This is a genomic window from Streptomyces sp. NBC_01485 (genome assembly GCF_036227125.1).
Taxonomy (GTDB): domain Bacteria; phylum Actinomycetota; class Actinomycetes; order Streptomycetales; family Streptomycetaceae; genus Streptomyces.
Map to the genome: position 1 here is coordinate 3453848 of NZ_CP109435.1, position 22533 is coordinate 3476380.

General features: G+C 70.8%; 18 protein-coding genes and 2 pseudogenes. 11 read left to right on the plus strand and 9 right to left on the minus strand.

The window, feature by feature from the left end:
- Window positions 1-93: 93 nt before the first annotated feature.
- Together OG352_RS15805 and OG352_RS15810 are read right to left on the minus strand one after the other, a co-directional pair.
- On the minus strand, window positions 94-1170 hold the full coding sequence (locus OG352_RS15805) for an esterase-like activity of phytase family protein (RefSeq protein ID WP_329217627.1): 1077 nt from the start codon (window positions 1168-1170) through the stop codon (window positions 94-96).
- A 76-nt stretch (window positions 1171-1246) separates the two neighbouring features.
- Entirely contained in the window at window positions 1247-2104 is an 858-nt protein-coding gene (locus tag OG352_RS15810; RefSeq protein ID WP_329217629.1) for a serine hydrolase, read from the minus strand.
- A gap of 174 nt (window positions 2105-2278) precedes the next feature.
- On the opposite strand from OG352_RS15810, the gene OG352_RS15815 reads away from it, so the two are divergent.
- On the plus strand, window positions 2279-4633 hold the full coding sequence (locus OG352_RS15815; protein ID WP_329217630.1) for a glycosyltransferase family 39 protein: 2355 nt from the start codon (window positions 2279-2281) through the stop codon (window positions 4631-4633).
- A gap of 200 nt (window positions 4634-4833) precedes the next feature.
- Complete coding sequence (locus OG352_RS15820) at window positions 4834-5640, plus strand: endonuclease I family protein (protein WP_329217631.1); 807 nt, start codon at window positions 4834-4836, stop codon at window positions 5638-5640.
- Window positions 5641-5718: 78 nt separating this feature from the next.
- Here OG352_RS15820 and OG352_RS15825 read toward each other — a convergent pair whose 3' ends face one another.
- Window positions 5719-6357: a hypothetical protein gene (locus tag OG352_RS15825; protein ID WP_329217632.1), complete on the minus strand. Its 639-nt coding sequence runs from the start codon at window positions 6355-6357 to the stop codon at window positions 5719-5721.
- A 364-nt stretch (window positions 6358-6721) separates the two neighbouring features.
- Here OG352_RS15825 and OG352_RS15830 point away from each other — a divergent pair, with 364 nt between their 5' ends.
- Window positions 6722-7072, plus strand: a complete 351-nt coding sequence (locus tag OG352_RS15830; protein ID WP_329217634.1) for a peptidase inhibitor family I36 protein — start codon at window positions 6722-6724, stop codon at window positions 7070-7072.
- Between the two features lie 173 nt (window positions 7073-7245).
- Here OG352_RS15830 and OG352_RS15835 read toward each other — a convergent pair.
- From OG352_RS15835 to speB, 3 genes and pseudogenes are all read right to left on the minus strand, one after another.
- Window positions 7246-7518: pseudogene (locus OG352_RS15835) on the minus strand (hypothetical protein); the annotation flags it as partial.
- A gap of 9 nt (window positions 7519-7527) precedes the next feature.
- Window positions 7528-9258 (minus strand): thiamine pyrophosphate-binding protein, encoded by a 1731-nt coding sequence (locus tag OG352_RS15840; protein WP_329217636.1) that lies wholly within the window; start codon window positions 9256-9258, stop codon window positions 7528-7530.
- Window positions 9255-10235 carry an agmatinase gene (gene speB / locus OG352_RS15845; RefSeq protein ID WP_329217637.1) on the minus strand — a complete coding sequence of 327 codons (981 nt, stop codon included), beginning with the start codon at window positions 10233-10235 and terminating at the stop codon, window positions 9255-9257. The genes OG352_RS15840 and speB overlap by 4 nt, the downstream gene beginning before the upstream one ends.
- Window positions 10236-10354: 119 nt before the next feature.
- On the opposite strand from speB, the pseudogene OG352_RS15850 reads away from it, so the two are divergent.
- Window positions 10355-10489 (plus strand): annotated as a pseudogene (locus OG352_RS15850) (helix-turn-helix domain-containing protein); the annotation flags it as partial.
- A gap of 61 nt (window positions 10490-10550) precedes the next feature.
- Entirely contained in the window at window positions 10551-11336 is a 786-nt protein-coding gene (locus OG352_RS15855) for a phosphatase (protein ID WP_329217638.1), read from the plus strand.
- Between the two features lie 54 nt (window positions 11337-11390).
- Here OG352_RS15855 and tesB read toward each other — a convergent pair whose 3' ends face one another.
- The 3 genes from tesB to OG352_RS15870 form a co-directional block, all read right to left on the minus strand.
- Window positions 11391-12257: an acyl-CoA thioesterase II gene (gene tesB, locus OG352_RS15860; RefSeq protein WP_329217640.1), complete on the minus strand. Its 867-nt coding sequence runs from the start codon at window positions 12255-12257 to the stop codon at window positions 11391-11393.
- Window positions 12258-12357: 100 nt separating this feature from the next.
- Complete coding sequence (locus OG352_RS15865; protein WP_329217641.1) at window positions 12358-13515, minus strand: acyl-CoA dehydrogenase family protein; 1158 nt, start codon at window positions 13513-13515, stop codon at window positions 12358-12360.
- Window positions 13516-13653: 138 nt separating this feature from the next.
- On the minus strand, window positions 13654-14247 hold the full coding sequence (locus OG352_RS15870) for an SACE_7040 family transcriptional regulator (protein WP_329217643.1): 594 nt from the start codon (window positions 14245-14247) through the stop codon (window positions 13654-13656).
- Window positions 14248-14398: 151 nt separating this feature from the next.
- On the opposite strand from OG352_RS15870, the gene OG352_RS15875 reads away from it, so the two are divergent.
- From OG352_RS15875 to OG352_RS15900, 6 genes are all read left to right on the plus strand, one after another.
- Window positions 14399-16015, plus strand: coding sequence for a carboxyl transferase domain-containing protein (locus OG352_RS15875; protein ID WP_329217644.1), 1617 nt, complete (start codon window positions 14399-14401; stop codon window positions 16013-16015).
- Between the two features lie 14 nt (window positions 16016-16029).
- Window positions 16030-18066 (plus strand): ATP-binding protein, encoded by a 2037-nt coding sequence (locus OG352_RS15880; protein ID WP_329217645.1) that lies wholly within the window; start codon window positions 16030-16032, stop codon window positions 18064-18066.
- Between the two features lie 8 nt (window positions 18067-18074).
- Window positions 18075-18995, plus strand: a complete 921-nt coding sequence (locus OG352_RS15885) for a hydroxymethylglutaryl-CoA lyase (RefSeq protein WP_329223841.1) — start codon at window positions 18075-18077, stop codon at window positions 18993-18995.
- 6 nt (window positions 18996-19001) lie between these two features.
- The gene (locus OG352_RS15890; RefSeq protein ID WP_329217646.1) at window positions 19002-20162 is read left to right on the plus strand and encodes an acyl-CoA dehydrogenase family protein; all 1161 of its coding nucleotides are present in this window, start codon (window positions 19002-19004) and stop codon (window positions 20160-20162) included.
- A gap of 348 nt (window positions 20163-20510) precedes the next feature.
- Window positions 20511-21560: an ABC transporter substrate-binding protein gene (locus tag OG352_RS15895; protein WP_329217648.1), complete on the plus strand. Its 1050-nt coding sequence runs from the start codon at window positions 20511-20513 to the stop codon at window positions 21558-21560.
- Window positions 21561-21705: 145 nt separating this feature from the next.
- A complete protein-coding gene (locus tag OG352_RS15900) occupies window positions 21706-22524 on the plus strand; it encodes a siderophore-interacting protein (protein ID WP_329217650.1) in 819 nt (272 codons plus the stop codon).
- Window positions 22525-22533 lie beyond the last annotated feature (9 nt).

Below are 22533 nucleotides of genomic sequence, written 5' to 3' on the forward strand. Positions count from 1 at the left end.
CGCTCCGCAGGTTCGGCCGTCTTTCGGGTGCTGCGCCGTGGGGGCTGGTCGCGCCCAAGCGGTGGAGCCGCAGATCGATACAGCCCCGCGCCCCTAGCCCGCGACCCTCACCCGCAGAAAATAGAGACGGGTGACCTGTGCGGCGTTCTGGTTGTCGTCGCTGACCAGGAGGACCTTGAGGCGGCCCTTGGCCTGGCCGGTGATCACCATGCCCTCGATGTTGTCGAGGAGGGGGTTCGGCTGGGGCTGCTCGGCGGTCGCTCCCAGTGACGGGCACGTCGCCACGTCCGTCAGCAGGGTCTTCTTGATCAGGCGGACGTCGCCCTGGCCCGTGAGGCTGTCGACACCGCTCGTGTTCGTCGCGTGGCGCGGGTCGGCCAGATAGAGGCGGACCGTGTTGCCGACGCCCGGGGTGAAGCCGCGCTCGAGGACGAGGAGGCGGCCGTCGGGGGTGGCCTGGACCTCGGGGACGCCGAGCCCGGCGTCGGTGCGGTAGGCGTACTGGGCGCCCAGCGCGAAGTGCCCGCCCTTGGTCCCGGCCCGGTTCCAGGTCTGGAAGCGAACCATGTTCGTGCTGTCTCCGGAGATCGCGTACTCCATCGACGCGAGGAGGGTGCGCCCGCCGGGCAGGAGGGTCAGGCCCTCGAAGGTCTGGTTGGACGTGGCGCGCCCGGCGGGGGCGACGAGCAGCGAGGACGGAACCGGAAGCCGGTCGAGGATCTTGCCGGTGCGGCTGTAGCGGCGGATCGACGGCTCGGTCTCCGAGGTGATCAGCCGGGTGCCGTCACGGTCCACGACCAGGCCCTCGGAGTCGAGGGCGGCGCCGTTCTCGTCGGCGAGCGGGACGACGCCCTTCGGCTGGAGCGTCTTGGCGTCCAGGTCGAAGAGGGAGGAGCGGTCGGAGAGGGCCGCGAGGGAGCCGATGGGGGTCCCCCCGCTCGAGCGAAGCCGAGCGTGGGGGACGTCCACGGCGAGCGCGGAGAGGTTTCCGACGAAGGTGCCGTCGTAGGTCGTCCTGTCGAGGGCGTCGGAGAAGCGGTCGATGGCGACGGAGGGTGAACAGGCGTTGCCAGCACCCGAGTCGGCACTGGCGACGGGCCCGGCGGCGGTGACGGCGGTGGCCGCCGCCAGGCCGGCGACGAGGGCGGCGAGTACGGTTCGCAGACGCATGGACGTCACCGTAGGACGCGGTGGTGACGGCCGGTAGGACTGCCGGTTAAAGATCGCGGCCCGGCCACGAACACGGCTAGGAGGCCGCGAGATCCTTGTGGATGACCTTGGCGACGCCCTGGATGGTCGCGATGCCGTAGTTCATCGTGCTGTTGCCGTGGGTGAGGACCGTCATGGTGTAGTCGTGGCCGCCGCCCTTGAAGGTGCCGACGCTGTGCACCCGCCAGCCGAGCGTGGCCCGCGACAGCCAGCCGTTCTTGACATGCCAGGTGACACCGGCGGGCACGCCGTACGGCGTGCCCCAGCGCTGGGCGGAGACGACCTGGCCCATCAACTGGTTGACGTAGGCGCGCGAGGCGTCGGTGAGGACGGTGTTCTTGGCCGTGAGCAGGTTCAGCAGTTTCTGCTCGTCGGTGACGGTGATCTGGGTCAGGCCCCAGTAGCCGTTGGCGCCCGGCTTGGTCAGGGTCATCTTGGCGGCCGTCAGGAAGTTCTTGATCTTCGTCGGACCGAGCTGCGTCCACAGGGTGGAGGTGGCGGCGTTGTCCGACTTGGTGATCATGGCCGTGGCGAGGGACTTCTCCCGGCTGGTCAGCGCCCGGCCGGTCTTCTGCGCGTCCCACAGCAGCGCGGACAGGACGGTGACCTTGACGACGCTGGCCGAGTCGTAGGCGGTGGTGGCGCGCAGGGTGCAGGTGGTGTTGGTGGTGCGGTCGTACAGCCCGACGCCGACCGTGCCCGTGCGTCCCACGAGCGCGGCGGTGATGTCCTTCTTCAGCTTGGCCGCGAGGGCCGCCTTGGACGACGTACAACTGACGGTGGGCGTGGCGGCGGCCGCGGCGGGTGTGGCGACGGCCACACCGGTTATGAGGAAGCCGGCGCCGAACGCGGTGGCGACCAGTCCTCTCCTACGTCTTACGGTCGGGTGAGTCATGCCCAGTTGACTCACACATACGACCGATAGTTGTACTCACGTTCCATCCGGCGCACCACGGCGAGGCAATCCGCCGCCCCTTGCGCTCACTTCCTTACCCGTCTCTCACCCACCCACAGGTCGCCCCCAGGTGGAGCACAGCCCTCGCTCATCGGCCGTACGCATCGTGCAGTGGTGACCTCTGCCACCGATCCACTCCCCAACCCGACCGCGCCCCCCGCGTCCCCCGCGTCCCCCGTGTCTGCGGACTGGGCGCCGCCGACGGCGACCGGTGAGGCGCCGCCGGCGGACAAGGCGCCGCGCTGGTCGTTGCCCGCGCTGCTCGCGATCCTCGCCCTGGCGGCCGTGCTCTACGGCTGGAACCTGTCGTCGAACAGCCTCAACAGCTTCTACAGCGCCGCCGTCTACAGCGGTACGCAGAGCTGGGAGGCGTGGTTCTTCGGCTCGCTCGACGCCGGGAACTTCATCACCGTCGACAAGCCGCCGTTCGCGCTCATGATCATGGGTCTGTCCTGCCGGATCTTCGGGTTCGGCACCTGGCAGATGATGGCGCCGGAGATCGCGGCGGCACTGGGCACGATCTGGATCCTGCACGCGTCCGTGAAGCGGGTCTTCGGGCATGTGGCGGCCGCCGTCGCCGCGCTCGTCCTCGCGCTGACGCCGATCACCGTCGCCATCAACCGCGACAACAACCCGGACACCGTCCTCGTGCTGCTGATGGTCGCGGGCGCGGCCCTCGCGCTGCGCGCCACGCGGGACGACCGGCTGCTGCCGCTCATCGGCTCCGCCGTCTGCTTCGGGCTCGCCTTCAACACCAAGATGCTCCAGGGCTACATCGCCCTGCCGGCCGTCTTCGCCGTGTACGTGTACGCGTCGAAGCCGGGGTGGAAGAAGAAGGTCGTCAACCTCGCGCTCGCGGCGGTGGCGCTGGCCGTCGCCAGCTTCTGGTGGGCGACAGCGGTGTCGCTCGTGCCCGCCGACGACCGTCCCTACATCGGCGGTTCGACCGACGGCAGCGCCTGGGACCTGATCATGGGCTACAACGGGCTGGGCCGGGTCCTCGGCGGCGAGGGCAACGGCGGAGGCGGCGGGGGCGGCGGGGGCGGCACCTTCGCCGGGACCGCGGGCATCGGGCGGATGTTCAACGACATCCTCGGCGGCCAGATCTCCTGGCTGATCCCCTTCGCGGGCATCGCGCTCGTCGCCGGGCTCGTACTGTGCGGGCGCGCCCCGCGCACCGACGTGACGCGCGCCGCGCTGGTGCTGTGGGGCGGCTGGCTGGTGCTGCACTACCTGACGTTCGCCATGGCCGAGGGCACGATGCACCCGTACTACACGACCGCGCTCGCCCCGGGCATCGCGGCGCTGTGCGGGGGCGGGGGCGTGCTGCTGTGGCGCGCCTTCAGGAGCGGTGACGCGAAGTGGTCGTGGGTGCTGCCGGCGGGGCTGGCCGTCACCGGCGTCTGGGCGATCGTGCTGCTGCGCCGGGCCGGCGGGTGGAACACCTGGTTGTGGCCGGCGATCGGCGTGGTCATGGTTCTGGCCGTCGTGGGGCTGTTCGTGCTGCGGTCCGCGAGTTCCGGTACCCGGCTGCGGCTGCTCGGGGTGTCCGTCGCCGCGGCGGTCGTGGCGGCCCTCGCGGGTCCGACGGCGTACGCAGCCTCGCCCGCCTTCGGTTCCTCCAGCGGCATGATGGGCGGCACCAATCCGACCGCGGGTCCCTCCACCGGGGGCGGCATGGGCGGCCCCGGCGGCGGCGGCGGCCGGGGTGGCTTCGGCGGCAACGGCAACGGTGGCGGCGGGGGCGGTAACGGTGGTCCCGGTGGTCCCGGTGGTCAGATGTCGGGGGGCACGCAGCAGGGTGGCCAGGCGGGCGGGGAGTTCCCCGGCGGCAACGGCAACGGCCAGATGACACCGGGCGGCGGCACCGGGGAACTCCCGCAGGGCGGCCAACAGGGTGGCACGAACGGGGAGTTGTCGGGCGGCGGCACCCAGGGTGACCGTGGGACCAGCGGTGGGCCCGGTGGCGGCGGAGGCGGTACGGGCGGTGGTGGCGGAGGCGGTATGGGCGGCGCCGACAGCGAGCTCGTCTCGTACCTGGAGAAGCACCAGGACGGCGCCAAGTGGCTGATCGCGGTGTCGAATTCGCAGAGCGCGGGCCAGATGATCCTCAGCACCGGTAAGCCCGTCATCTCCATGTGGGGCTTCACCGGCTCCGACCAGGCGATGACGCTCGCCAAGCTCAAGGAGCTGGTGAAGAGGGGCGAGTTGCACTACATCCAGCTCGGCGGCGGGATGGGCGGTGGCGGTATGGGCGGCAACAGCAGCCTGAACCAGGAGCTCACCGCCTGGGTGCAGGAGAACGGGACGGCGGTGAAGGAGAGCGAGTACAGCAAGAGCACGTCGTCGAGCTCCGAGACCGGCACGTCCGCCGAGTCCGGCACGTCGTCGAGCGCCGAGTCCGGCACCTCCGGCACCACCTCCAACACCTCCACCGTCTATCGGCTGGACCCCTCCGACGTGAGCTGACCCTCACCCCGACCGGCACAGCACCAACGGCCCCTGACTCTCCTGTCAGGGGCCGTTTCCTCACGTCAACTCGCGTAGACAAGGGGCAATTTGCCGGTTCTCGTCATCTGAACGACACGTCGGATTCATTGCCATGACTGCATGTGCATGCCACTCTCCCGATTGCCGCCTCCAATCCACCCGCGTAGATCGGACCCCACATGCTGGCGACACGCATACGCCGATGGAAGTCGGTGGCCCTTGCCACCACTACCGTCCTGGTCGGCCTCACCGCGCCCGCGCTCACGGCGACCCCCGCCGCCGCGACCACCACGGCGTACGACTCGACGTACTACAAGAACGCGGTCGGCAAGACCGGTACGAGCCTGAAGTCGTCCCTGCATACGATCATCAGCGCCAACGTCACGAAGATCTCGTACTCCGCGGTCTGGAACGCGCTGAAGGTCACCGACCAGGACCCGAACAACAGCAGCAACGTGATCCTGCTGTACAGCGGCGTCTCGCGCAGCAAGTCCCTCAACGGCGGCGACCTCGGCGACTGGAACCGCGAGCACGTGTGGGCCAAGTCCCACGGCGACTTCGGCGAGGTGACCGGTCCCGGCACCGACCTGCACCACCTGCGGCCCGCGGACGTCCAGGTCAACAGCATCCGCGGCAACAAGGACTTCGACAACGGCGGCAGCACGGTCTCGGGCGGCGGCGGCAGCCTCACCGACTCCGACTCCTTCGAGCCGCGCGACGCCGACAAGGGCGACGTGGCCCGCATGATCCTCTACATGGCGGTCCGCTACGACGGCGGCGACGGCTTCGCCGACCTGGAGCCCAACGAGAAGGTCGACAACGGCAGCAACCCGTACATCGGCAAGCTGTCCGTCCTGAAGCAGTGGAACGACGAGGACCCGCCGAGCGCCTTCGAGGAGAAGCGCAACCAGGCCATCTACGACACCTACCAGCACAACCGCAACCCGTTCATCGACCACCCGGAGTGGGTCGAGTCGATCTGGTAGGACACGGCACAACGCAACACGGCAGGACACAGCACAGGGCCCTCCCGGCAACTCCCGGGAGGGTCCTGTGCGTTCGGTTCACGCCCTGGTTCTCATTTTCCGATCCATGACACGGACGCGTGGACGATGGCGTTGAACGTACGCGTACCCGGTGACCGAGGCGCTGGCCAGCAGGTCCACACCGGGCAGCACCTCGCGGTACTCGGCGGTGTCGCCGGACAGCACGGGCTCGGGCAGCGGCCTGGGCCAGCGCAGGGTGAAGGACCTGCCGTCCTCGCCGAGGGTCACGAGGTCGGACGAGCCGCCGGCCGCGAAGGCCAGGTCGACGACGGCGGCCTTCGGCCCGACGGTCCCGTCGGCCCGCCGCTCCAGCGTCGGATCGGCGGCGGCCCAACTGCCGTCCGCCCGGTGCACCCGCTGGGGCTGCACGCTGGTCTCACCGGTGAGCGAGCCGTCCGGATTGGCGAAGACGAGTTCGTCCTCGGTGCGGCGCGGCACGATCTCCACCGGTTCGCCGGTGGCGGCGGCCTCGGCGAACGCGGTCGCCTCGGCGGTGGTCGCGGCGCTTGTGGTTGCGGTTGCGGTTGCGGTTGTGGTTTCGGTGGCGGCCTCGGCCGCACTGGTGACGGCGGGCAGCGTGCCCAGGACGACGGCGCTGCCGAGCAGCACACCGAGCGTCCGGGTACGACGAAGCCGCCGGAACCAAGGGTTGGTCATTCCCTTGTCTCCCCCTGAAGCTCTCCCCAGAGCTCCCTATGACGAATATGAAGTTGATGCGGCCAGAGTCGATGCGGCCAGAGTCGATGCGGCCGAAGCTGATGTGGCCGGAGCTGATGTAACCGAAGTCGACGACGCTGCCGAAGTTGATGTGGCCATGCCGTACTTCAGTGGCGAGGGAGAACGTATGGGGGTTCCTTTACCGATTCAAGCCACTTTCCATATCGAACGACGAGTTCCCTCACACCGGTGATGTGGATCTTCATCCCGGGCATGTCGCGAGCCGGGCCGGAAGCATGGGGTCCGCCAAGGCAGCAGCCGAGGCGATTCCTGTCCCACCGCTCCCCCTCCCCCGGAGACCTTCATGAACCTGCGCGCCTGGTCCTTCGCCGCCGCCCTCGCCCTGACCGCCCTCGCCCTGCCGGCCCAGGAAGCCACGGCGGCTGCGGCGCCTTCCTGTCCCGACGGCTCGATCTGCTTCTACAGCGGCGAGGGCTTCGGCGGCAGCACCTGGGAGTGGACCGCCCGCAGCGGCTACCGCGACATGCCGCCCTACCTCCACGACCATGTCGGCTCCTTCGTCGCCAGCACCCGCGCCTGCTTCATCAACTGGGGCCCGGTCGAGAAGCGGGACGTCTTCAACGGCGACTACCGCTCGCGCTACCAGGGCGACTTCGGCGGCAGGATCGACGGGGTGGGCCCCGGAGCCTGCTGAGCCGCTTCACGGGTCATCGAAGTCGAACGGTGCGGCCCTTCGACGCACGACGGGGACCCGGGGGCTTCCCCGTGAAACTGTGACACTTTCGACCCGGAGTGTCACAGTTCGCGCGCCACACCCCCCGCCCTCGGACGCTCGCACGCACCACCGCTGACCGTCGAAGCCCCGTTTCACCGCTCGCCCCGGGGAGCGCCGTACCACCGCCACCGCGTGAGGCGCGCGTGACCCGGAATCTCCCCTCGACCGGTGGCCCAGAGCAGAGTGGGCCACCGGTCGGTGCCGGTAGGGGCGTCGGGAAACAGCCGCACCAGCACCCGGTCGCACAACCCGGCATCCGGCGCCCACCCGACCCCGAGCCCCTCGGCGACGTCGTACAGATGCACCAGCGTCTCGACGACCCCCATGGCGGCGAACCCTTCGGCGTCGGAAACCCCGAAGTCGTGAAGTCGCGGTCAGCCCAGGTGTGTAGGCGCGAACATCCGTAGTAGCGCCGGGAGCACGAGCACCGACGGGCCGGGCTCGGACAGTGCCTTCGTCAGGTCCGTTTCCAGGGTTTCCGGGGACGTCAGCACCGCCGGTACCCCGAACGACTCCGCCAGGGCCACGTAGTCCGGGCGGGTCAGGTCCGTTGCCGTGGGCTCGCCGAAGGTGTCCGTCATGTATTCGCGGAGGATGCCGTAGCCGCCGTCGTCGATGATCAGCCAGGTGACGGGGAGGGCGTACTGCTTCGCTGTCGCCAGTTCGGCGATCGAGTAGAGGGCGCCGCCGTCGCCCGAGACCGCCAGGGCCGGGCGGGTCGGGTCGGCCGCCGCCGCGCCCAGGGCCGCCGGGAAGGCGTAGCCGAGGCCGCCGGCGCCCTGGGCGGAGTGCATGGTGTTGGGGGCCTCGGGGTCGAAGGCCGACCAGGCCCAGTAGGACAGGATCGTCATGTCCCAGAAGGACGGGGAGTCGGCGGGGAGGGCGCTGCGGATCGACTTCAACAGGCCCTGTTCCAGGGTCAGTTCCTGGGACGCGATGCGGTCGGCGACCTTCGCGAGGAGCGTCCGCACGCGGTCCCTCGCCGTCTCACCCGCCCGCGCCCCCCGCTCCTCCCGCTCCTCCCGTTCCCCCCGCTCCTCCCGTTCCTCCACCGTCTCCAACAGCGCCTGCAACGCGAGCCTCGCGTCCGCGTGGATGCCCAACCCCGGGTGGTTCGACTCCAGTTTGCCGAGGTCCGCCTCGATCTGGATGACCCGGCCCCGCGGCTTGAACGTGTGGTAGTTGGACGAGAGTTCGCCCAGGCCCGAGCCCACCACCAGCAGGACGTCCGCGTCCTCCAGGAAGTCCGTCGTGTGGCGGTCCTCCAGCCAGGACTGGAGGGAGAGGGGGTGGTTCCAGGGGAACGCTCCCTTGCCGCCGAAGGTCGTCACCACCGGGGCCTGGAGTCGCTCCGCCAACTGCCGCAGCTTGCCCGACGCGTCCGACCGCACCACTCCGCCGCCCGCGATGATCGCCGGACGGTCGGCCGTGGACAGCAAGTGGGCTGCCAGCGCCGTCAGTTCGGGGCGCGGGGGGAGTTCCTCCGGGAAGGCGTCGCCGCCCGTAACCACCGGGATCGACGTCTCGGCGAGCAGTACGTCCTGCGGGATCTCCACCCACACCGGCCCGTGCGGAGCCGTCAGCGCCGACTTCCAGGCCTCCGCGATCGCCGACGGGATCTGCGACTGGGTGCGGACCAGGTGGACCGACTTCACCACGCCCCGGAACGAGGCCGACTGGTCGGGGAGTTCGTGCAGGTAGCCGTGCCGGCCGCCGCCCAGACCCGGCGTCGGGATCTGGCTGCTGATCGCCAGCACGGGGGCCGAACCGGCCGCCGCCTCCTGGAGCGCCGCCAGCGACGTCAGCGCGCCCGGACCCGTCGACAGCAGCAGCGGCGCCGCCTCGCCCGTGATCCTGCCGTACGCGTCCGCCGCGAAGCCCGCGTTGTTCTCCACCCGCAGGCCGATGTAGCGCAGCGACGAGCGGCGCAGGGCGTCGAACAGGCCCAGCGCGTGCTGGCCGGGCAGCCCGAAGACGGTCGTCGCGCCGAGCCCGGACAGCGTCTCCACGACCAGGTCTCCGCCGTTGCGGCCGGCGGGAGGGTTCAGCGCGGCCTCGGTCTGCGCCTCCGTCGGGCGCAGCACCAGGTCGTGGTCGTGGGTCACTTGCCCTCGTTCTCCTTACGCGCCGCCGCGATCTGGCGGGACATGATCGTGGTCAGTTCGTACGCCGTGTGGGACGCGGCCACCGACGTGATCTCCGCGTGATCGTACGCGGGGGCCACCTCGACGACGTCCGCCGAGACCAGGTTGCAGCCGGCCAGGCCGCGCAGGATCTCGAGCAGCTCCCGCGACGTCATGCCGCCCGCCTCCGGCGTCCCCGTGCCGGGCGCGTGCGCCGGGTCGAGGCAGTCGATGTCGATGGAGATGTAGAGGGGGCGGTCGCCGATGCGCTGACGCAACTGGTCGGCGACCTCGTCGGCGCCGCGCCGGTAGACGTCCGACGACGTGACGATGCCGAAGCCCATCTTCTCGTCGTCCGTGAGGTCCTGCTTGCCGTACAGCGGGCCGCGGATGCCGACGTGCGACAGCGCCGACGTGTCGAGGACGCCCTCCTCCACCGCCCGCCGGAACGGCGTCCCGTGCGTGTACTCCGCGCCGAAGTACGTGTCCCAGGTGTCGAGATGCGCGTCGAAGTGCAGCAGGGCGACCGGGCCGTGCCGCTTCGCCACCGAGCGCAGCAGCGGCAGCGCGATGGTGTGGTCGCCGCCCAGGGTCATGAGCCTCGCCCCCGTGCCGAGCAGTTCGTCCGCCGCCGCCTCGATGGTGTCGACGGCCTCGTTGATGTTGAACGGGTTCGCCGCGATGTCACCGGCGTCCGCGACCTGCGCGAGGGCGAACGGGGAGGCGTCCTGCGCCGGGTTGTACGGGCGCAGCAGCCGGGACGCCTCGCGGATCGCGTTGCCGCCGAAGCGGGCGCCCGGCCGGTACGAGACGCCCGAGTCGAACGGCACGCCCACCACGGCGACGTCCGCGCGGCCGACCTCGTCGAGCCGGGGCAGCCGGGCGAAGGTGGCGGGTCCGGCGTACCGCGGGATGCGGGAGGAGTCGACGGGGCCGCGGGGCGTCTCGTTGCCGCTCATGGTCACATGCCTTCTTTCTTACGCTGGCCGCGTGCGCGAGGGAGGCCCCTCCCGACGCCGCACGACGAGCACGATCACTTGCCACGTATCGCGCATGACGAGCACCGACCATAGGCGGCCGGACAGCGACTGCGAAGCGCGTGCGGCAGCGGATCGCCCGTCGCACGGCCCTGCTGGGGACGGACCTGGACGATCCGGACGTACGGATGGAGTTGTGGTTCGCCCTGAAGCAGGGCTGGGCGAAGGCCGAGTGACGCGTGTCGCAGCGTCCGGAACAGCGAAGACGACCGCTGTCCGCTGCCTCACAATGGGACCATGCCGATACCCGGGACGCCCAGCCGCGCCGAACTAGTCGACCACCTCGTCAGAACCCGTATCGCCGGGGACGTCGCCACTCCTCGCGAGAACAACCTCTCCCACTACCGCCAACTCGCGAACGGCGTCCGCAACTTCTGGCTCGGCCTGGAACTCGGCGACCGCTGGAGCGACGAGCAGGACGTGCTCGCGGTGATGGCGGAGCGGGTCGGCGTGAACGACGATCCCGAGCACCGCTACGGCCAGGACACCATCGACCCCGAGCTGACGGTCGACGGCCTGGACCGGCTGGCGGCGCGGCTGCGCAAGGCCGCCGAGGGGCGGCAGCGGGTCCTGTGCGCCACCGGCCACCCGGGCGGCCTGCTCGACGTGCACCGCGCCACGGCCGCCGCCCTGCGCACGGCCGGCTGCGAGATCGTCGTCATCCCGGAGGGGCTCCAGACGGACGAGGGGTACGTCTGGCAGGTCGCGGACGTCGCCGTCCTCGAACACGGCGCGACCCTGTGGCACACGCACTCGGGCGAGCCGATGAAGGCGATCCTCACCGCGCTGGAGCGCGCGGGCCGCCCGCTGCCCGACCTGGTCGTCGCCGACCACGGCTGGGCGGGTTACGCGGGGCAGCACGGCGTCGACTCCGTCGGGTACGCCGACTGCAACGACCCGGCGCTGTTCCTCGCCGAGGCCGAGGGCACCGTCCAGGTGGCGGTCCCGCTCGACGACCACGTCGTCAGCCCGCGCCACTACGACCCGATGATCGCGTACCTGCTGGCGGCGGCGGGGCTCTAGAACAGGGCTCGGCGGGGGGACGCCTCAACGGGGGACGCCTCGGCGGGGGACGCCTCAACGGGGGACGCGGACCACGCCCTCCTGGATCACCGACACCGCGAGCCGGCCGTCCTGGGTGTAGATGCGGGCCTGGCCGAGTCCCCGGCCGCCGTGCGCGGACGGCGACTCCTGGTCGTAGAGGAGCCACTCGTCGGCGCGGAACGGGCGGTGGAACCACATCGCGTGGTCCAGGGACGCTCCGACGACGTCGCCGACCGCCCAGCCGCCGCGGCCGTGCGCGAGGAGGACCGAGTCGAGGAGCGTCATGTCGGAGACGTAGGTGGCGAGGACGACGTGCAGCAGCGGGTCGTCGTCGAGTTTGCCGTTGGTGCGGAACCAGACCTGGCTGCGCGGTTCGCGCGGCTCGCCGAACTTCCCGTACGGCGGCTCGTCGACGTACCGGAGGTCGATCGCCTCGCGGGCCTCGATGAACCGCTCGACGATGCCCGGGTCGAGGTGGTCGTAGCCGCGCAGGCGTTCCTGGCCGGTCGGGACGGTCTCCGGGTCCGGCGCCGGCGGCATGGGGGTCTGGTGGTCGAGTCCGTCCTCGTACGTCTGGAAGGACGCCGACAGCGCGAAGATCGGCCGGCCGTGCTGGACGGCGACCACGCGGCGGGTGGTGAAGGAGCGGCCGTCGCGGATCCGCTCGACGTTGTAGACGATGGGCGCGCCCGGGTCGCCGGCGCGCAGGAAGTACGCGTGCAGGGAGTGGGCGTGCCGGTCCGCGGGGACCGTACGCCCGGCGGCGACCAGCGCCTGCGCCGCCACCTGGCCCCCGAACACGCGGGGGACGACGGCGGAGCGGGACTGGCCGCGGAAGATGTTCTCCTCGATCTGTTCCAGGTCGAGCAGATCGAGGAGATCGAGAAGTGCCTGGCTCATGGCGTTCATTTCTACCGGCGAGCAGTTGCCGGAACCTTACAGACCCATGTCCTTGCAGTCCTGTGTGCCTACAAACCTGTGTGCCTACAGACCCATGTCCTTACAGGCCCATGTCCTTCGCGATGATCGACTTCATGATCTCGCTGGTGCCGCCGTAGATGCGGTTGACGCGGTTGTCCGCGTACAGGCGGGCGATCGGGTACTCGTTCATGAAGCCGTAGCCGCCGTGCAGCTGGAGGCAGCGGTCGATCACGCGGTGGGCGACCTCGGTGCAGAACAGCTTCGCGGAGGCGGCCTCGGCGGGGGTCAGCTCGCCCGCGTCCAGGGCCTCCGTGGCGCGGTCGGCGACGGCCTCGGCCGCGTCCACCTCGGCCTGGCAGGCGGCCAGCTCGAACTTGGTGTTCTGGAAGTGCGCGACCGGCTTGCCGAAGACGACGCGCTCCTGGACGTACTGCTTGGCGAACCGGACGGCGGCCCTGGCCTGCGCGTACGCGCCGTAGGCGATGCCCCAGCGCTCGGAGGCGAGGTTGTGGCCGAGGTAGTAGAAGCCCTTGTTCTCCTCGCCGAGGAGGTCCTCGACGGGCACCTTGACGTCGACGAACGCCAGCTCGGCGGTGTCGGAGGTCTTCAGGCCGAGCTTGTCGAGCTTGCGGCCGACGGAGTAGCCCTCGGCCTTGGTGTCCACGACGAAGAGGGATATGCCGTGGCGGCGGTCCTCGGCGGTGGGCGCGGCGGTGCGGGCGCAGACGATCATGCGGTCGGCGTGCACGCCACCGGTGATGAAGGTCTTGGAGCCGTTGAGGATGTAGTGCGTGCCGTCCTCGGAGAGCTTGGCGGTGCTCTTCATTCCCGCGAGGTCGGAGCCGGTGCCCGGCTCGGTCATCGCGATCGCCCACATCTCCTCGCCGGAGACGAACTTCGGCAGGAAGCGCTTCTTCTGCTCGTCGTCGGCGAGCAGCTTGATGTACGGCAGACCGAGCAGCACGTGCACACCGGAGCCGCCGAAGGACACGCCCGCGCGGGCGGTCTCCTCGTACAGGACGGCCTCGAACTTGTAGGAGTCGATGCCGGCGCCGCCGTACTCCTCGTCGACGCGGATGCCGAAGACACCCAGCTCGGCGAGCTTGTAGTAGAAGTCGCGCGGCGCCTGGCCGGCGGCGAACCACTCGTCGTAGACGGGGACGACCTCGGCCTCGATGAAGGCCCGGAGAGTCTCCCGGAACGCCTCGTGATCCTCGTTGAACACCGTACGGCGCACTCTCCGCCACCTCCACTGACCCGCATCGGACGTATCTGCATCGCGCAATACGCGCACTACGCCATGCCTAAGCGCTTGCTCAGGCAACCGTACCGGCGAGTAAGGAAGCCGTCCAGGGTGAAACCGGGGTAACGCTCGTCACGCCCCGGCGGCGGAGAACGCCCCCCTGGCCATCCGGTGCAGCAGCTCCGCCGTGACGACGCGGCCCGGCAGGGCGCCCGGCCTGCCCAGGTGCGGGGTCGAGTTCAGCAGGCCGAAGACCGAGTGCACGGCCGAGCGGGCCGTCGGTTCGGTCAGCGCCGGGTACACCTCGCGGACGACCTCCACCCACAGTTCGACGTACTGCCGCTGGAGCTGGCGCACCAGCTTGCGGTCGCTGTCACGGAGGCGGTCCAGCTCGCGGTCGTGCAGGGTGATCAGGGAGCGGTCGTCGAGGGCGAAGTCGATGTGGCCCTCGATGAGCGAGTCGAGGACCTCCCCGGCGGGCACGCCGTCGGCCTCCCCGAGACGCCGCTTCGCACCGGTCAGCAGCCGGCCGCTGATGCCGACCAGCAGCTCGGCGAGCATCGCGTCCTTGCCCGGGAAGTGCCGGTACAGCCCCGGACCGCTGATGCCGACCGCGGCGCCTATCTCGTCCACCCCGACGCCGTGGAACCCGCGCTCGGCGAACAGCCGCGCGGCCTCCTTGAGGATCTGCTCACGGCGGGTGGGGGCGTCGGTTCTCGTGGCCATGAAAGCAATTCTAGACAGGGACGTTAGCGGTCGTTAACCTGGAGGAAATGGTTAACGCTCATTAACAGCCGAGCGCGGCCGAGAAACACGAGAGCACGCGAACACGAGAACAGCCGATCACGGGTCTCACCGGGTGAGGGGAAGCCGCAGGATGGAGCAGGCACCGGAGCTGACGAGCGCGGCAGATCCCGCGTCGGAGGTCTGGCGGGCCAACGAGGAGGCGCACCGCGTCCTCGTCGAGGAGTTGCGCGGCAAGCTCGCCGCGGCCCGGCTGGGCGGCGGGGAGAAGGCGCGGGCCCGCCACACCGCGCGCGGGAAGCTGCTGCCCCGGGACCGGGTGGACACCCTCCTGGACCCCGGGTCGCCCTTCCTGGAGCTCGCGCCGCTGGCCGCCGACGGGATGTACGAGGGGCAGGCCCCGGCCGCCGGGGTCATCGCCGGGATCGGGCGGGTCGCCGGACGCGTGTGCGTGATCGTCGCCAACGACGCCACCGTCAAGGGCGGCACGTACTACCCGATGACGGTGAAGAAGCACCTCCGCGCGCAGGAGGTGGCTCTGGAGAACCGCCTGCCCTGTCTGTACCTGGTCGACTCCGGCGGCGCCTTCCTGCCCCTTCAGGACGAGGTGTTCCCGGACCGCGACCACTTCGGGCGGATCTTCTACAACCAGGCCCGCATGTCCGGCGCCGGCATCCCGCAGATCGCGGCCGTACTGGGCTCCTGCACGGCCGGCGGCGCCTACGTCCCGGCCATGAGCGACGAGGCCGTCATCGTCCGCGACCAGGGCACGATCTTCCTGGGCGGGCCGCCGCTGGTGAAGGCCGCCACCGGCGAGGTCGTCACCGCGGAGGAACTGGGCGGCGGCGAGGTCCACGCGCGCGTGTCGGGCGTGACCGACCACCTCGCGGAGGACGACGCGCACGCGCTGCGCATCGTGCGGAACATCGTCGCCACGCTCCCCGCGCGCGGGCCGCTCCCCTGGGAGGTGCGGCCGTCCGTCGAACCCAAGGTGGACCCCTACGGGCTCTACGGCGCGGTCCCCGTCGACTCTCGTACCCCCTACGACGTACGGGAGGTCATCGCGCGCGTGGTCGACGGCTCCCGGTTCGCGGAGTTCAAGTCCGAGTTCGGGCAGACCCTGGTCACCGGCTTCGCCCGGATCCACGGCCACCCGGTCGGCATCGTCGCCAACAACGGCATCCTGTTCTCCGAGTCCGCCCAGAAGGGCGCCCACTTCATCGAGCTGTGCGACCAGCGCGGGATCCCCCTGGTGTTCCTGCAGAACATCTCCGGCTTCATGGTCGGCCGGGACTACGAGGCGGGGGGCATCGCCAAGCACGGCGCCAAGATGGTGACGGCCGTGGCGTGCACGCGCGTGCCGAAGCTGACGGTCGTCATCGGCGGGTCGTACGGCGCCGGGAACTACTCCATGTGCGGCCGGGCCTACTCGCCCCGCTTCCTGTGGATGTGGCCGGGCGCCAAGATCTCCGTCATGGGCGGCGAACAGGCCGCGTCCGTCCTCGCGACCGTCAAGCGCGACCAGTCGGAGGCACGGGGCGAGGAGTGGCCCGCCGAGGCGGAAGAGGCGTTCAAGGCCCCGATCCGCGCCCAGTACGAGCGGCAGGGCAACGCCTACTACGCGACCGCCCGGCTCTGGGACGACGGGGTCATCGAGCCGCTGGAGACCCGGCAGGTGCTGGGCCTGGCCCTGACCGCCTGTGCCAACGCGCCGCTGGGGGAACCCCGGTTCGGCGTCTTCCGGATGTGAGGAGGGGAGCCTTGATGTTCGACACCGTGCTTGTGGCCAACCGGGGCGAGATCGCCGTCCGCGTCATCCGCACGCTGCGCGCGCTGGGGGTGCGCTCGGTGGCCGTCTTCTCCGACGCGGACGCCGACGCGCGGCACGTCCGGGAGGCGGACACGGCCGTCCGGATCGGTCCGGCGCCGGCCGCCGAGAGCTATCTGTCCGTGGAGCGGCTGCTTACGGCCGCCGCGCGCACGGGCGCCCAGGCCGTCCACCCGGGATACGGCTTCCTGGCCGAGAACGCGGGCTTCGCACGCGCGTGCGCCGCCGCGGGGCTCGTCTTCATCGGGCCGCCCGCCGACGCCATCGCCCTCATGGGCGACAAGATCCGCGCCAAGGAGACCGTGCAGGCGGCCGGGGTGCCGGTCGTCCCCGGCGGGCGTGACCCCGACCTCGCCGAGGCCGCCCACGCGTTGGGCGCGCCCGTCCTGCTCAAGCCGTCGGCCGGCGGCGGCGGCAAGGGCATGCGCCTGGTGCGGGACCTGTCCGTGCTGGACGAGGAGATCGCCGCCGCCCGCCGCGAGGCCCGCGCCTCCTTCGGCGACGACACGCTCCTCGTCGAGCGGTGGGTCGACCGGCCCCGGCACATCGAGATCCAGGTCCTGGCCGACGGCCACGGGAACGTGGTGCACCTGGGCGAGCGCGAGTGCTCCCTCCAGCGCCGGCACCAGAAGGTCGTCGAGGAGGCCCCGAGCGTGCTCCTCGACGAGGCCACGCGCGCGTCGATGGGCGAGGCGGCCGTACAGGCGGCGCGCTCCTGCGGGTACCGGGGCGCGGGCACGGTGGAGTTCATCGTGCCGGGCACCGACCCGTCCTCGTACTACTTCATGGAGATGAACACCCGCCTCCAGGTGGAGCATCCGGTGACCGAGCTGGTCACCGGCCTGGACCTGGTGGAGTGGCAGGTGCGGGTCGCGGCGGACGAGGCCCTGTCCTTCGGACAGGAGGACGTCCGGCTGACCGGCCACGCGGTCGAGGCGCGGATCTGCGCCGAGGACCCCGCGCGCGGTTTCCTCCCGTCCGGCGGGACGGTGCTACGACTTCACGAACCCCAGGGCGACGGCGTCCGCACCGACTCCGGGCTCAGCGAGGGCACCGAGGTGGGCAGCCTGTACGACCCGATGCTGTCCAAGGTGATCGCCCACGGCCCGGACCGCGAGACGGCGCTGCGCAGACTCCGCGCCGCCCTCGCGGAAACGGTCACACTGGGTGTCCCGACCAACGCGGGCTTCCTGCGCCGCCTCCTCGCCCATCCGGCGGTCGTGGCGGGCGAGTTGGACACCGGGCTGGTGGAGCGCGAGGTGGAGGGGCTGGTATCGGACGCGGTGCCGCAGGAGGTCTACGCGGCGGCGGCGCTGCTGCGCCACGGCGCGCTCGCCCCGACCGCCGGCTCCGGGTCCGGCTCCGGGTCCGGCTCCGGCTGGACGGATCCCTTCGCCGCCGCCGACGGCTGGCGCCTGGGCGGCGAGCGGGCCTGGACACCGCACCACCTCCAGGTGCCCGGCCACGAGCCGGTGACCGTGCGCGTGCGCAGCACGCCGGACGGCGCGACGGACGGCACGGCGGAGCTGCTCCTGCCCGGCGCGGACCACCCCCTGCGGGGGTCCGGGGGCCTGCCCCCGCGACACGGCACCGACCACCGGTTCACCTTCCTGCTCGACGGCGTCCGTCACACCTTCGCCGCCCTGCCGGACGGCACCTGGCTCGGCCGCGACGGCGACGCCTGGCACGTGCGTGACCACGACCCGGTCGCCGCGTCCCTGTCCGGTGCCGGTCACGCGGGCGCCGACTCGCTCACCGCGCCCATGCCCGGCACGGTGACGGTCGTGAAGGTCGCCGTGGGCGACGAGGTGACGGCGGGTCAGAGTCTGCTGGTGGTGGAGGCGATGAAGATGGAGCACGTCATCTCCGCCCCGCACGACGGCACGGTCGCCGAGCTGGACGTCACACCGGGGACGACGGTCGCCATGGACCAGGTGCTCGCCGTCATCACACCGGCAGAGGAGACCCCGTGACACTCCCCATGGTCGTACCGGCCCCCGATCTGCCCGCGCGGGTCAGGATCCACGAGGTCGGCGCGCGGGACGGGCTGCAGAACGAGAAGTCGACCGTGCCGACGGCGGTGAAGGCGGAGTTCGTCCGCCGGCTGGCCGACGCGGGCCTGACGACGATCGAGGCGACGAGCTTCGTCCACCCCAAGTGGGTGCCGCAACTCGCCGACGCCGAGGAGCTGTTCCCGCTCGTCTCCGACCTGCCGGTGGCCCTCCCGGTCCTCGTGCCGAACGGGCGCGGGCTGGACCGGGCCCTGGCCCTGGGAGCGCGGCGCGTCGCCGTCTTCGCCAGCGCCACGGAGTCCTTCGCGAAGGCCAACCTCAACCGCACTGTGGACGAGTCGCTCGCGGTGTTCGAGCCGGTGGTGCGGCGGGCGAAGGACGCGGGCGCGCACGTACGCGGCTATGTGTCGATGTGCTTCGGCGACCCCTGGGAGGGGCCGGTCCCGCTCCACCAGGTGGTCCGGGTCTGCGCGGCGCTGCGCGCCATGGGCTGCGACGAACTGAGCCTGGGCGACACGATCGGCGTCGCCACCCCCGGCCATGTCCTGGAACTGCTCTCCTCCCTCAACGAACAGGGCGTGCCGACGAACGTGCTCGGCGTGCACTTCCACGACACCTACGGCCAGGCCCTCGCCAACACCCTCGCCGCGCTCCAGCACGGCGTGACCACCGTCGACGCCTCGGCGGGCGGTCTCGGCGGCTGCCCGTACGCCAGGTCCGCCACCGGAAATCTCGCCACCGAAGACCTCGTGTGGATGCTGCGGGGCCTCGGCATCGACACCGGGGTCGACCTCGGCCGTCTCGTCGCCACGAGCGAGTGGATGGCCGGACAACTGGGCCGACCCAGCCCTTCCCGCACCGTCCGAGCCCTGTCCCACAAGGAGCAGTGACCCGACATGGACCACCGTCTCTCCCCCGAGCTGGAAGAACTCCGCCGTACCGTCGAGGAGTTCGCGCACGACGTCGTCGCGCCCAAGATCGGCGACTTCTACGAGCGGCACGAGTTCCCGTACGAGATCGTCCGCGAGATGGGCCGCATGGGCCTGTTCGGACTGCCGTTCCCCGAGGAGTACGGCGGCATGGGCGGCGACTACCTCGCCCTCGGCATCGCGTTGGAGGAGCTCGCGCGCGTCGACTCGTCCGTGGCGATCACCCTGGAGGCGGGCGTCTCGCTGGGCGCCATGCCGGTCCATCTCTTCGGCACGGAGGCACAGAAGCGGGAGTGGCTGCCGCGACTGTGCTCCGGTGAACTGCTGGGCGCGTTCGGCCTGACCGAGCCCGACGGCGGCTCGGACGCGGGCGCGACGCGGACGACGGCCCGCCTCGACCCGGGCACCGACGAATGGGTGATCAACGGCACCAAGTGCTTCATCACCAACTCGGGCACGGACATCACGGGGTTGGTCACGGTCACGGCGGTGACGGGCCGCAAGCCGGACGGCAGGCCGCTGATCTCGGCGATCATCGTCCCGTCCGGCACCCCGGGCTTCACGGTCGCCGCCCCCTACTCGAAGGTCGGCTGGAACGCCTCCGACACCCGTGAGCTGTCCTTCTCCGACGTGCGCGTCCCGGCGGCGAACCTGCTGGGCGAGGAGGGGCGCGGGTACGCGCAGTTCCTGCGGATCCTCGACGAGGGCCGCGTCGCCATCGCCGCGCTCGCCACCGGGCTCGCGCAGGGCTGTGTGGACGAGTCGGTGAAGTACGCGAAGGAACGGCACGCGTTCGGCCGTCCGATCGGCGCGAACCAGGCCATCCAGTTCAAGATCGCCGACATGGAGATGAAGGCCCACACGGCCCGCCTCGCCTGGCGCGACGCGGCCTCCCGGCTGGTGTCCGGCGAGCCCTTCAAGAAGGAGGCGGCGGTCGCCAAGCTCTACTCCTCCACGATCGCCGTCGACAACGCCCGCGAGGCCACCCAGATCCACGGCGGCTACGGCTTCATGAACGAGTACCCGGTGGCCCGCATGTGGCGCGACTCCAAGATCCTGGAGATCGGGGAGGGCACGAGCGAGGTACAACGGATGCTGATCGCCCGCGAGCTGGGACTGCCGGGCTAGGCCCGACGTACTGACAGGCTGACAGGCTGACAGGCTGACAGGCTGACGGACTGACGGACTGACGGCGGCCTGGCGGCCGGAAATCGACCCACTGGGGCGGCCTCAGAGACACCTCTGAGGCCGCCCCATCGTTCTTCACTTCCTCGGGTGGACACCAATCCCGAGTCAGAACCAGGCTCCTGACAGCCCGTACACCTTTGATCCATAGGTTACGCACAGAAACGAGGCACTTACCGCCCCCCGCCCTCCATGTCCTGAAATCACCCACTGGACAACAGGTGAGGTTAGGCTAACCTACATTCGAACTCGCCCCCGGGTGATCCGCCCCGTTCGAAAGTAGCCAGACACATGTCCAACGCCAGAGCCGCTCGTCCCACCCGCCGTGGCATCCTCGCCGCCGGTGGCGCCCTCGGCCTCGGTGCCGTACTCGCCGCCTGCGGAGACGAAGACGCGAGCAGCAGCGGCTCGGAGTCGTCGGCGGGCGCCTCGGCCAAGTCCGGCCCCTGGACCTTCAAGGACGACCGCGGCACCACGGTGAAGCTCGACAAGATCCCCGCGAACATCGTCGCGTTCACCGGCGTCGGCGCCGCCCTCTACGACTACGGCATCCAGGTCAAGGGCGTCTTCGGCCCGACCAAGACCACCGCCGGCAAGGCCGACGTCCAGGCCGGCGACATGGACGTCACCAAGGTCGAGATCCTCGGCAACGTCTGGGACGAGTTCAACGTCGAGAAGTACGCGGCCCTCACGCCCGACGTGCTCATCTCCACGACGTTCGACAGCGCCGGCACCCTCTGGTACGTCCCCGAGGCATCCAAGGACAAGATCGCCAAGCTCGCCCCGAGCGTCGCCGTGTCCGTCTACGACCGTCAACTGACCACCCCGCTCCAGCGCATGTGGGAGCTGGCCGAGTCCCTCGGCGCCGACATGACGGCCGCCGCGGTCACCGACGCCAAGAAGAAGTTCGAAGCCGCCGCAGCCCGGCTGCGCGCCGCCGCCAAGGCCAAGCCCGAGATCAAGGTGCTGGCCGGTTCCGCGAGCGAGGCGCTCTTCTACGTCTCCGGCACCAACCTCTCCATCGACCTGGAGTACTTCAAGGCCCTCGGCGTGAACTTCGTCGAGCCGCCGGAGAGTGCGAAGGCGCAGGGCGGCGGCTGGTACGAGTCGCTGAGCTGGGAGAACGTCGACAAGTACCCGGCCGACGTCATCATGATGGACGACCGGTCCTCGACGATCCAGCCTTCGGCGATCACTGAGGCGACCTGGAAGAAGCTGCCCGCGGTGAAGGCGGGGCAGGTCATCGCTCGGTCGCCGGAGCCGATCCTGTCGTACGACAAGTGTGTGCCGCTGCTCGAGAACCTTGCCGAGGCTCTCGAGAAGGCGAAGAAGGTCAGCTGAAGAGTCGGCTGGCGTCGCGGGTGAGCCGCGGGCCCGTCGTGGCTGGTCGCGCCCACGCGGCGGAGCCGCGAATCGATACAGCCCCGCGCCCCTCAAAACGCTGCCCTGCCCCCGCCCAAAGCCTGACGAAGTTTCAGGAGGCCACATGACCACGGCCGTCGTCGCTCCCTTCCGGTTCTTCTCGCTCCATGTCGTGCGGACCCGGCAGCTCTCGCCGTCTCTCGTCCGGGTTTCGTTCGGCGGGGAAGACCTCGAGCACTTCTTCTCCGACGGGCGGGACCAGTCGCTCTCGCTGTTCCTGCCGCATCCCGGACAGTCCGCGCCCGCCGTCCCCATCGAACTCGGGGACGGCTGGTGGCAGGGATGGCGTGAACTGCCGGACGACGTACGGGCCGTTATGCGGTCGTACACCCTGCGCGCCCTGCGCGCCCTGCACGGCGGTCCCGCCGAGATCGACATCGACTTCGTGCTGCACACCCCGGCCGGCCCCGCCTCCGCGTGGGCCGCCCGGGCCGTCGCCGGGGACCGGGTCGTCGTGCTGGGGCCGGCCGTCGCCGACAACCGGGCGATCCGGTTCCGGCCGCCGCAGGACACCGACCTGGTCGTGCTGTGGGGCGACGAGACCGCGCTTCCGGCGATCGCGTCGATCCTGGAGTCGCTGCCGGCCGGCCAGCGGGCACGGGTGTGGCTGGAGGTGCAGGACGCCAGGAACGTACTGGACTTGGCGACCGCGGCGGACGCCGAGATCACATGGGTCGTCGGGGAGAGTTCCGTCGACGCCCTCAGGGAGGCCGAACTGCCGCCCGCCGGGCATCCGTACGTGTGGATCGCGGGCGAGTCGGGGTGCGTGAAGGCGTTGCGCCGGCACTTCGTCCAGGAGCGCGGCGTCGACCGGCGCCGGGTCACCTTCGTCGGGTACTGGCGCCAAGGCATGAGCGAGGAACAGCTCCGCGAGGCGGAGTAGCAGCAACCA

Excerpts from the sequence above, each read along its gene's own strand:
- OG352_RS15805 (WP_329217627.1), bottom strand. The coding sequence starts at position 1,170 with ATGCGTCTGCGAACCGTACTCGCCGCCCTCGTCGCCGGCCTGGCGGCG.
- OG352_RS15885 (WP_329223841.1), top strand. The coding sequence starts at position 18,075 with ATGGTCGTACCGGCCCCCGATCTGCCCGCGCGGGTCAGGATCCACGAG.
- OG352_RS15895 (WP_329217648.1), top strand. The coding sequence starts at position 20,511 with ATGTCCAACGCCAGAGCCGCTCGTCCCACCCGCCGTGGCATCCTCGCC.
- OG352_RS15855 (WP_329217638.1), top strand. The coding sequence starts at position 10,551 with ATGCCGATACCCGGGACGCCCAGCCGCGCCGAACTAGTCGACCACCTC.
- OG352_RS15830 (WP_329217634.1), top strand. The coding sequence starts at position 6,722 with ATGAACCTGCGCGCCTGGTCCTTCGCCGCCGCCCTCGCCCTGACCGCC.
- speB (WP_329217637.1), bottom strand. The coding sequence starts at position 10,235 with ATGAGCGGCAACGAGACGCCCCGCGGCCCCGTCGACTCCTCCCGCATC.
- OG352_RS15875 (WP_329217644.1), top strand. The coding sequence starts at position 14,399 with ATGGAGCAGGCACCGGAGCTGACGAGCGCGGCAGATCCCGCGTCGGAG.
- OG352_RS15820 (WP_329217631.1), top strand. The coding sequence starts at position 4,834 with ATGCTGGCGACACGCATACGCCGATGGAAGTCGGTGGCCCTTGCCACC.
- tesB (WP_329217640.1), bottom strand. The coding sequence starts at position 12,257 with ATGAGCCAGGCACTTCTCGATCTCCTCGATCTGCTCGACCTGGAACAG.
- OG352_RS15870 (WP_329217643.1), bottom strand. The coding sequence starts at position 14,247 with ATGGCCACGAGAACCGACGCCCCCACCCGCCGTGAGCAGATCCTCAAG.
- OG352_RS15810 (WP_329217629.1), bottom strand. The coding sequence starts at position 2,104 with ATGACTCACCCGACCGTAAGACGTAGGAGAGGACTGGTCGCCACCGCG.
- OG352_RS15825 (WP_329217632.1), bottom strand. The coding sequence starts at position 6,357 with ATGACCAACCCTTGGTTCCGGCGGCTTCGTCGTACCCGGACGCTCGGT.
- OG352_RS15880 (WP_329217645.1), top strand. The coding sequence starts at position 16,030 with ATGTTCGACACCGTGCTTGTGGCCAACCGGGGCGAGATCGCCGTCCGC.
- OG352_RS15890 (WP_329217646.1), top strand. The coding sequence starts at position 19,002 with ATGGACCACCGTCTCTCCCCCGAGCTGGAAGAACTCCGCCGTACCGTC.
- OG352_RS15900 (WP_329217650.1), top strand. The coding sequence starts at position 21,706 with ATGACCACGGCCGTCGTCGCTCCCTTCCGGTTCTTCTCGCTCCATGTC.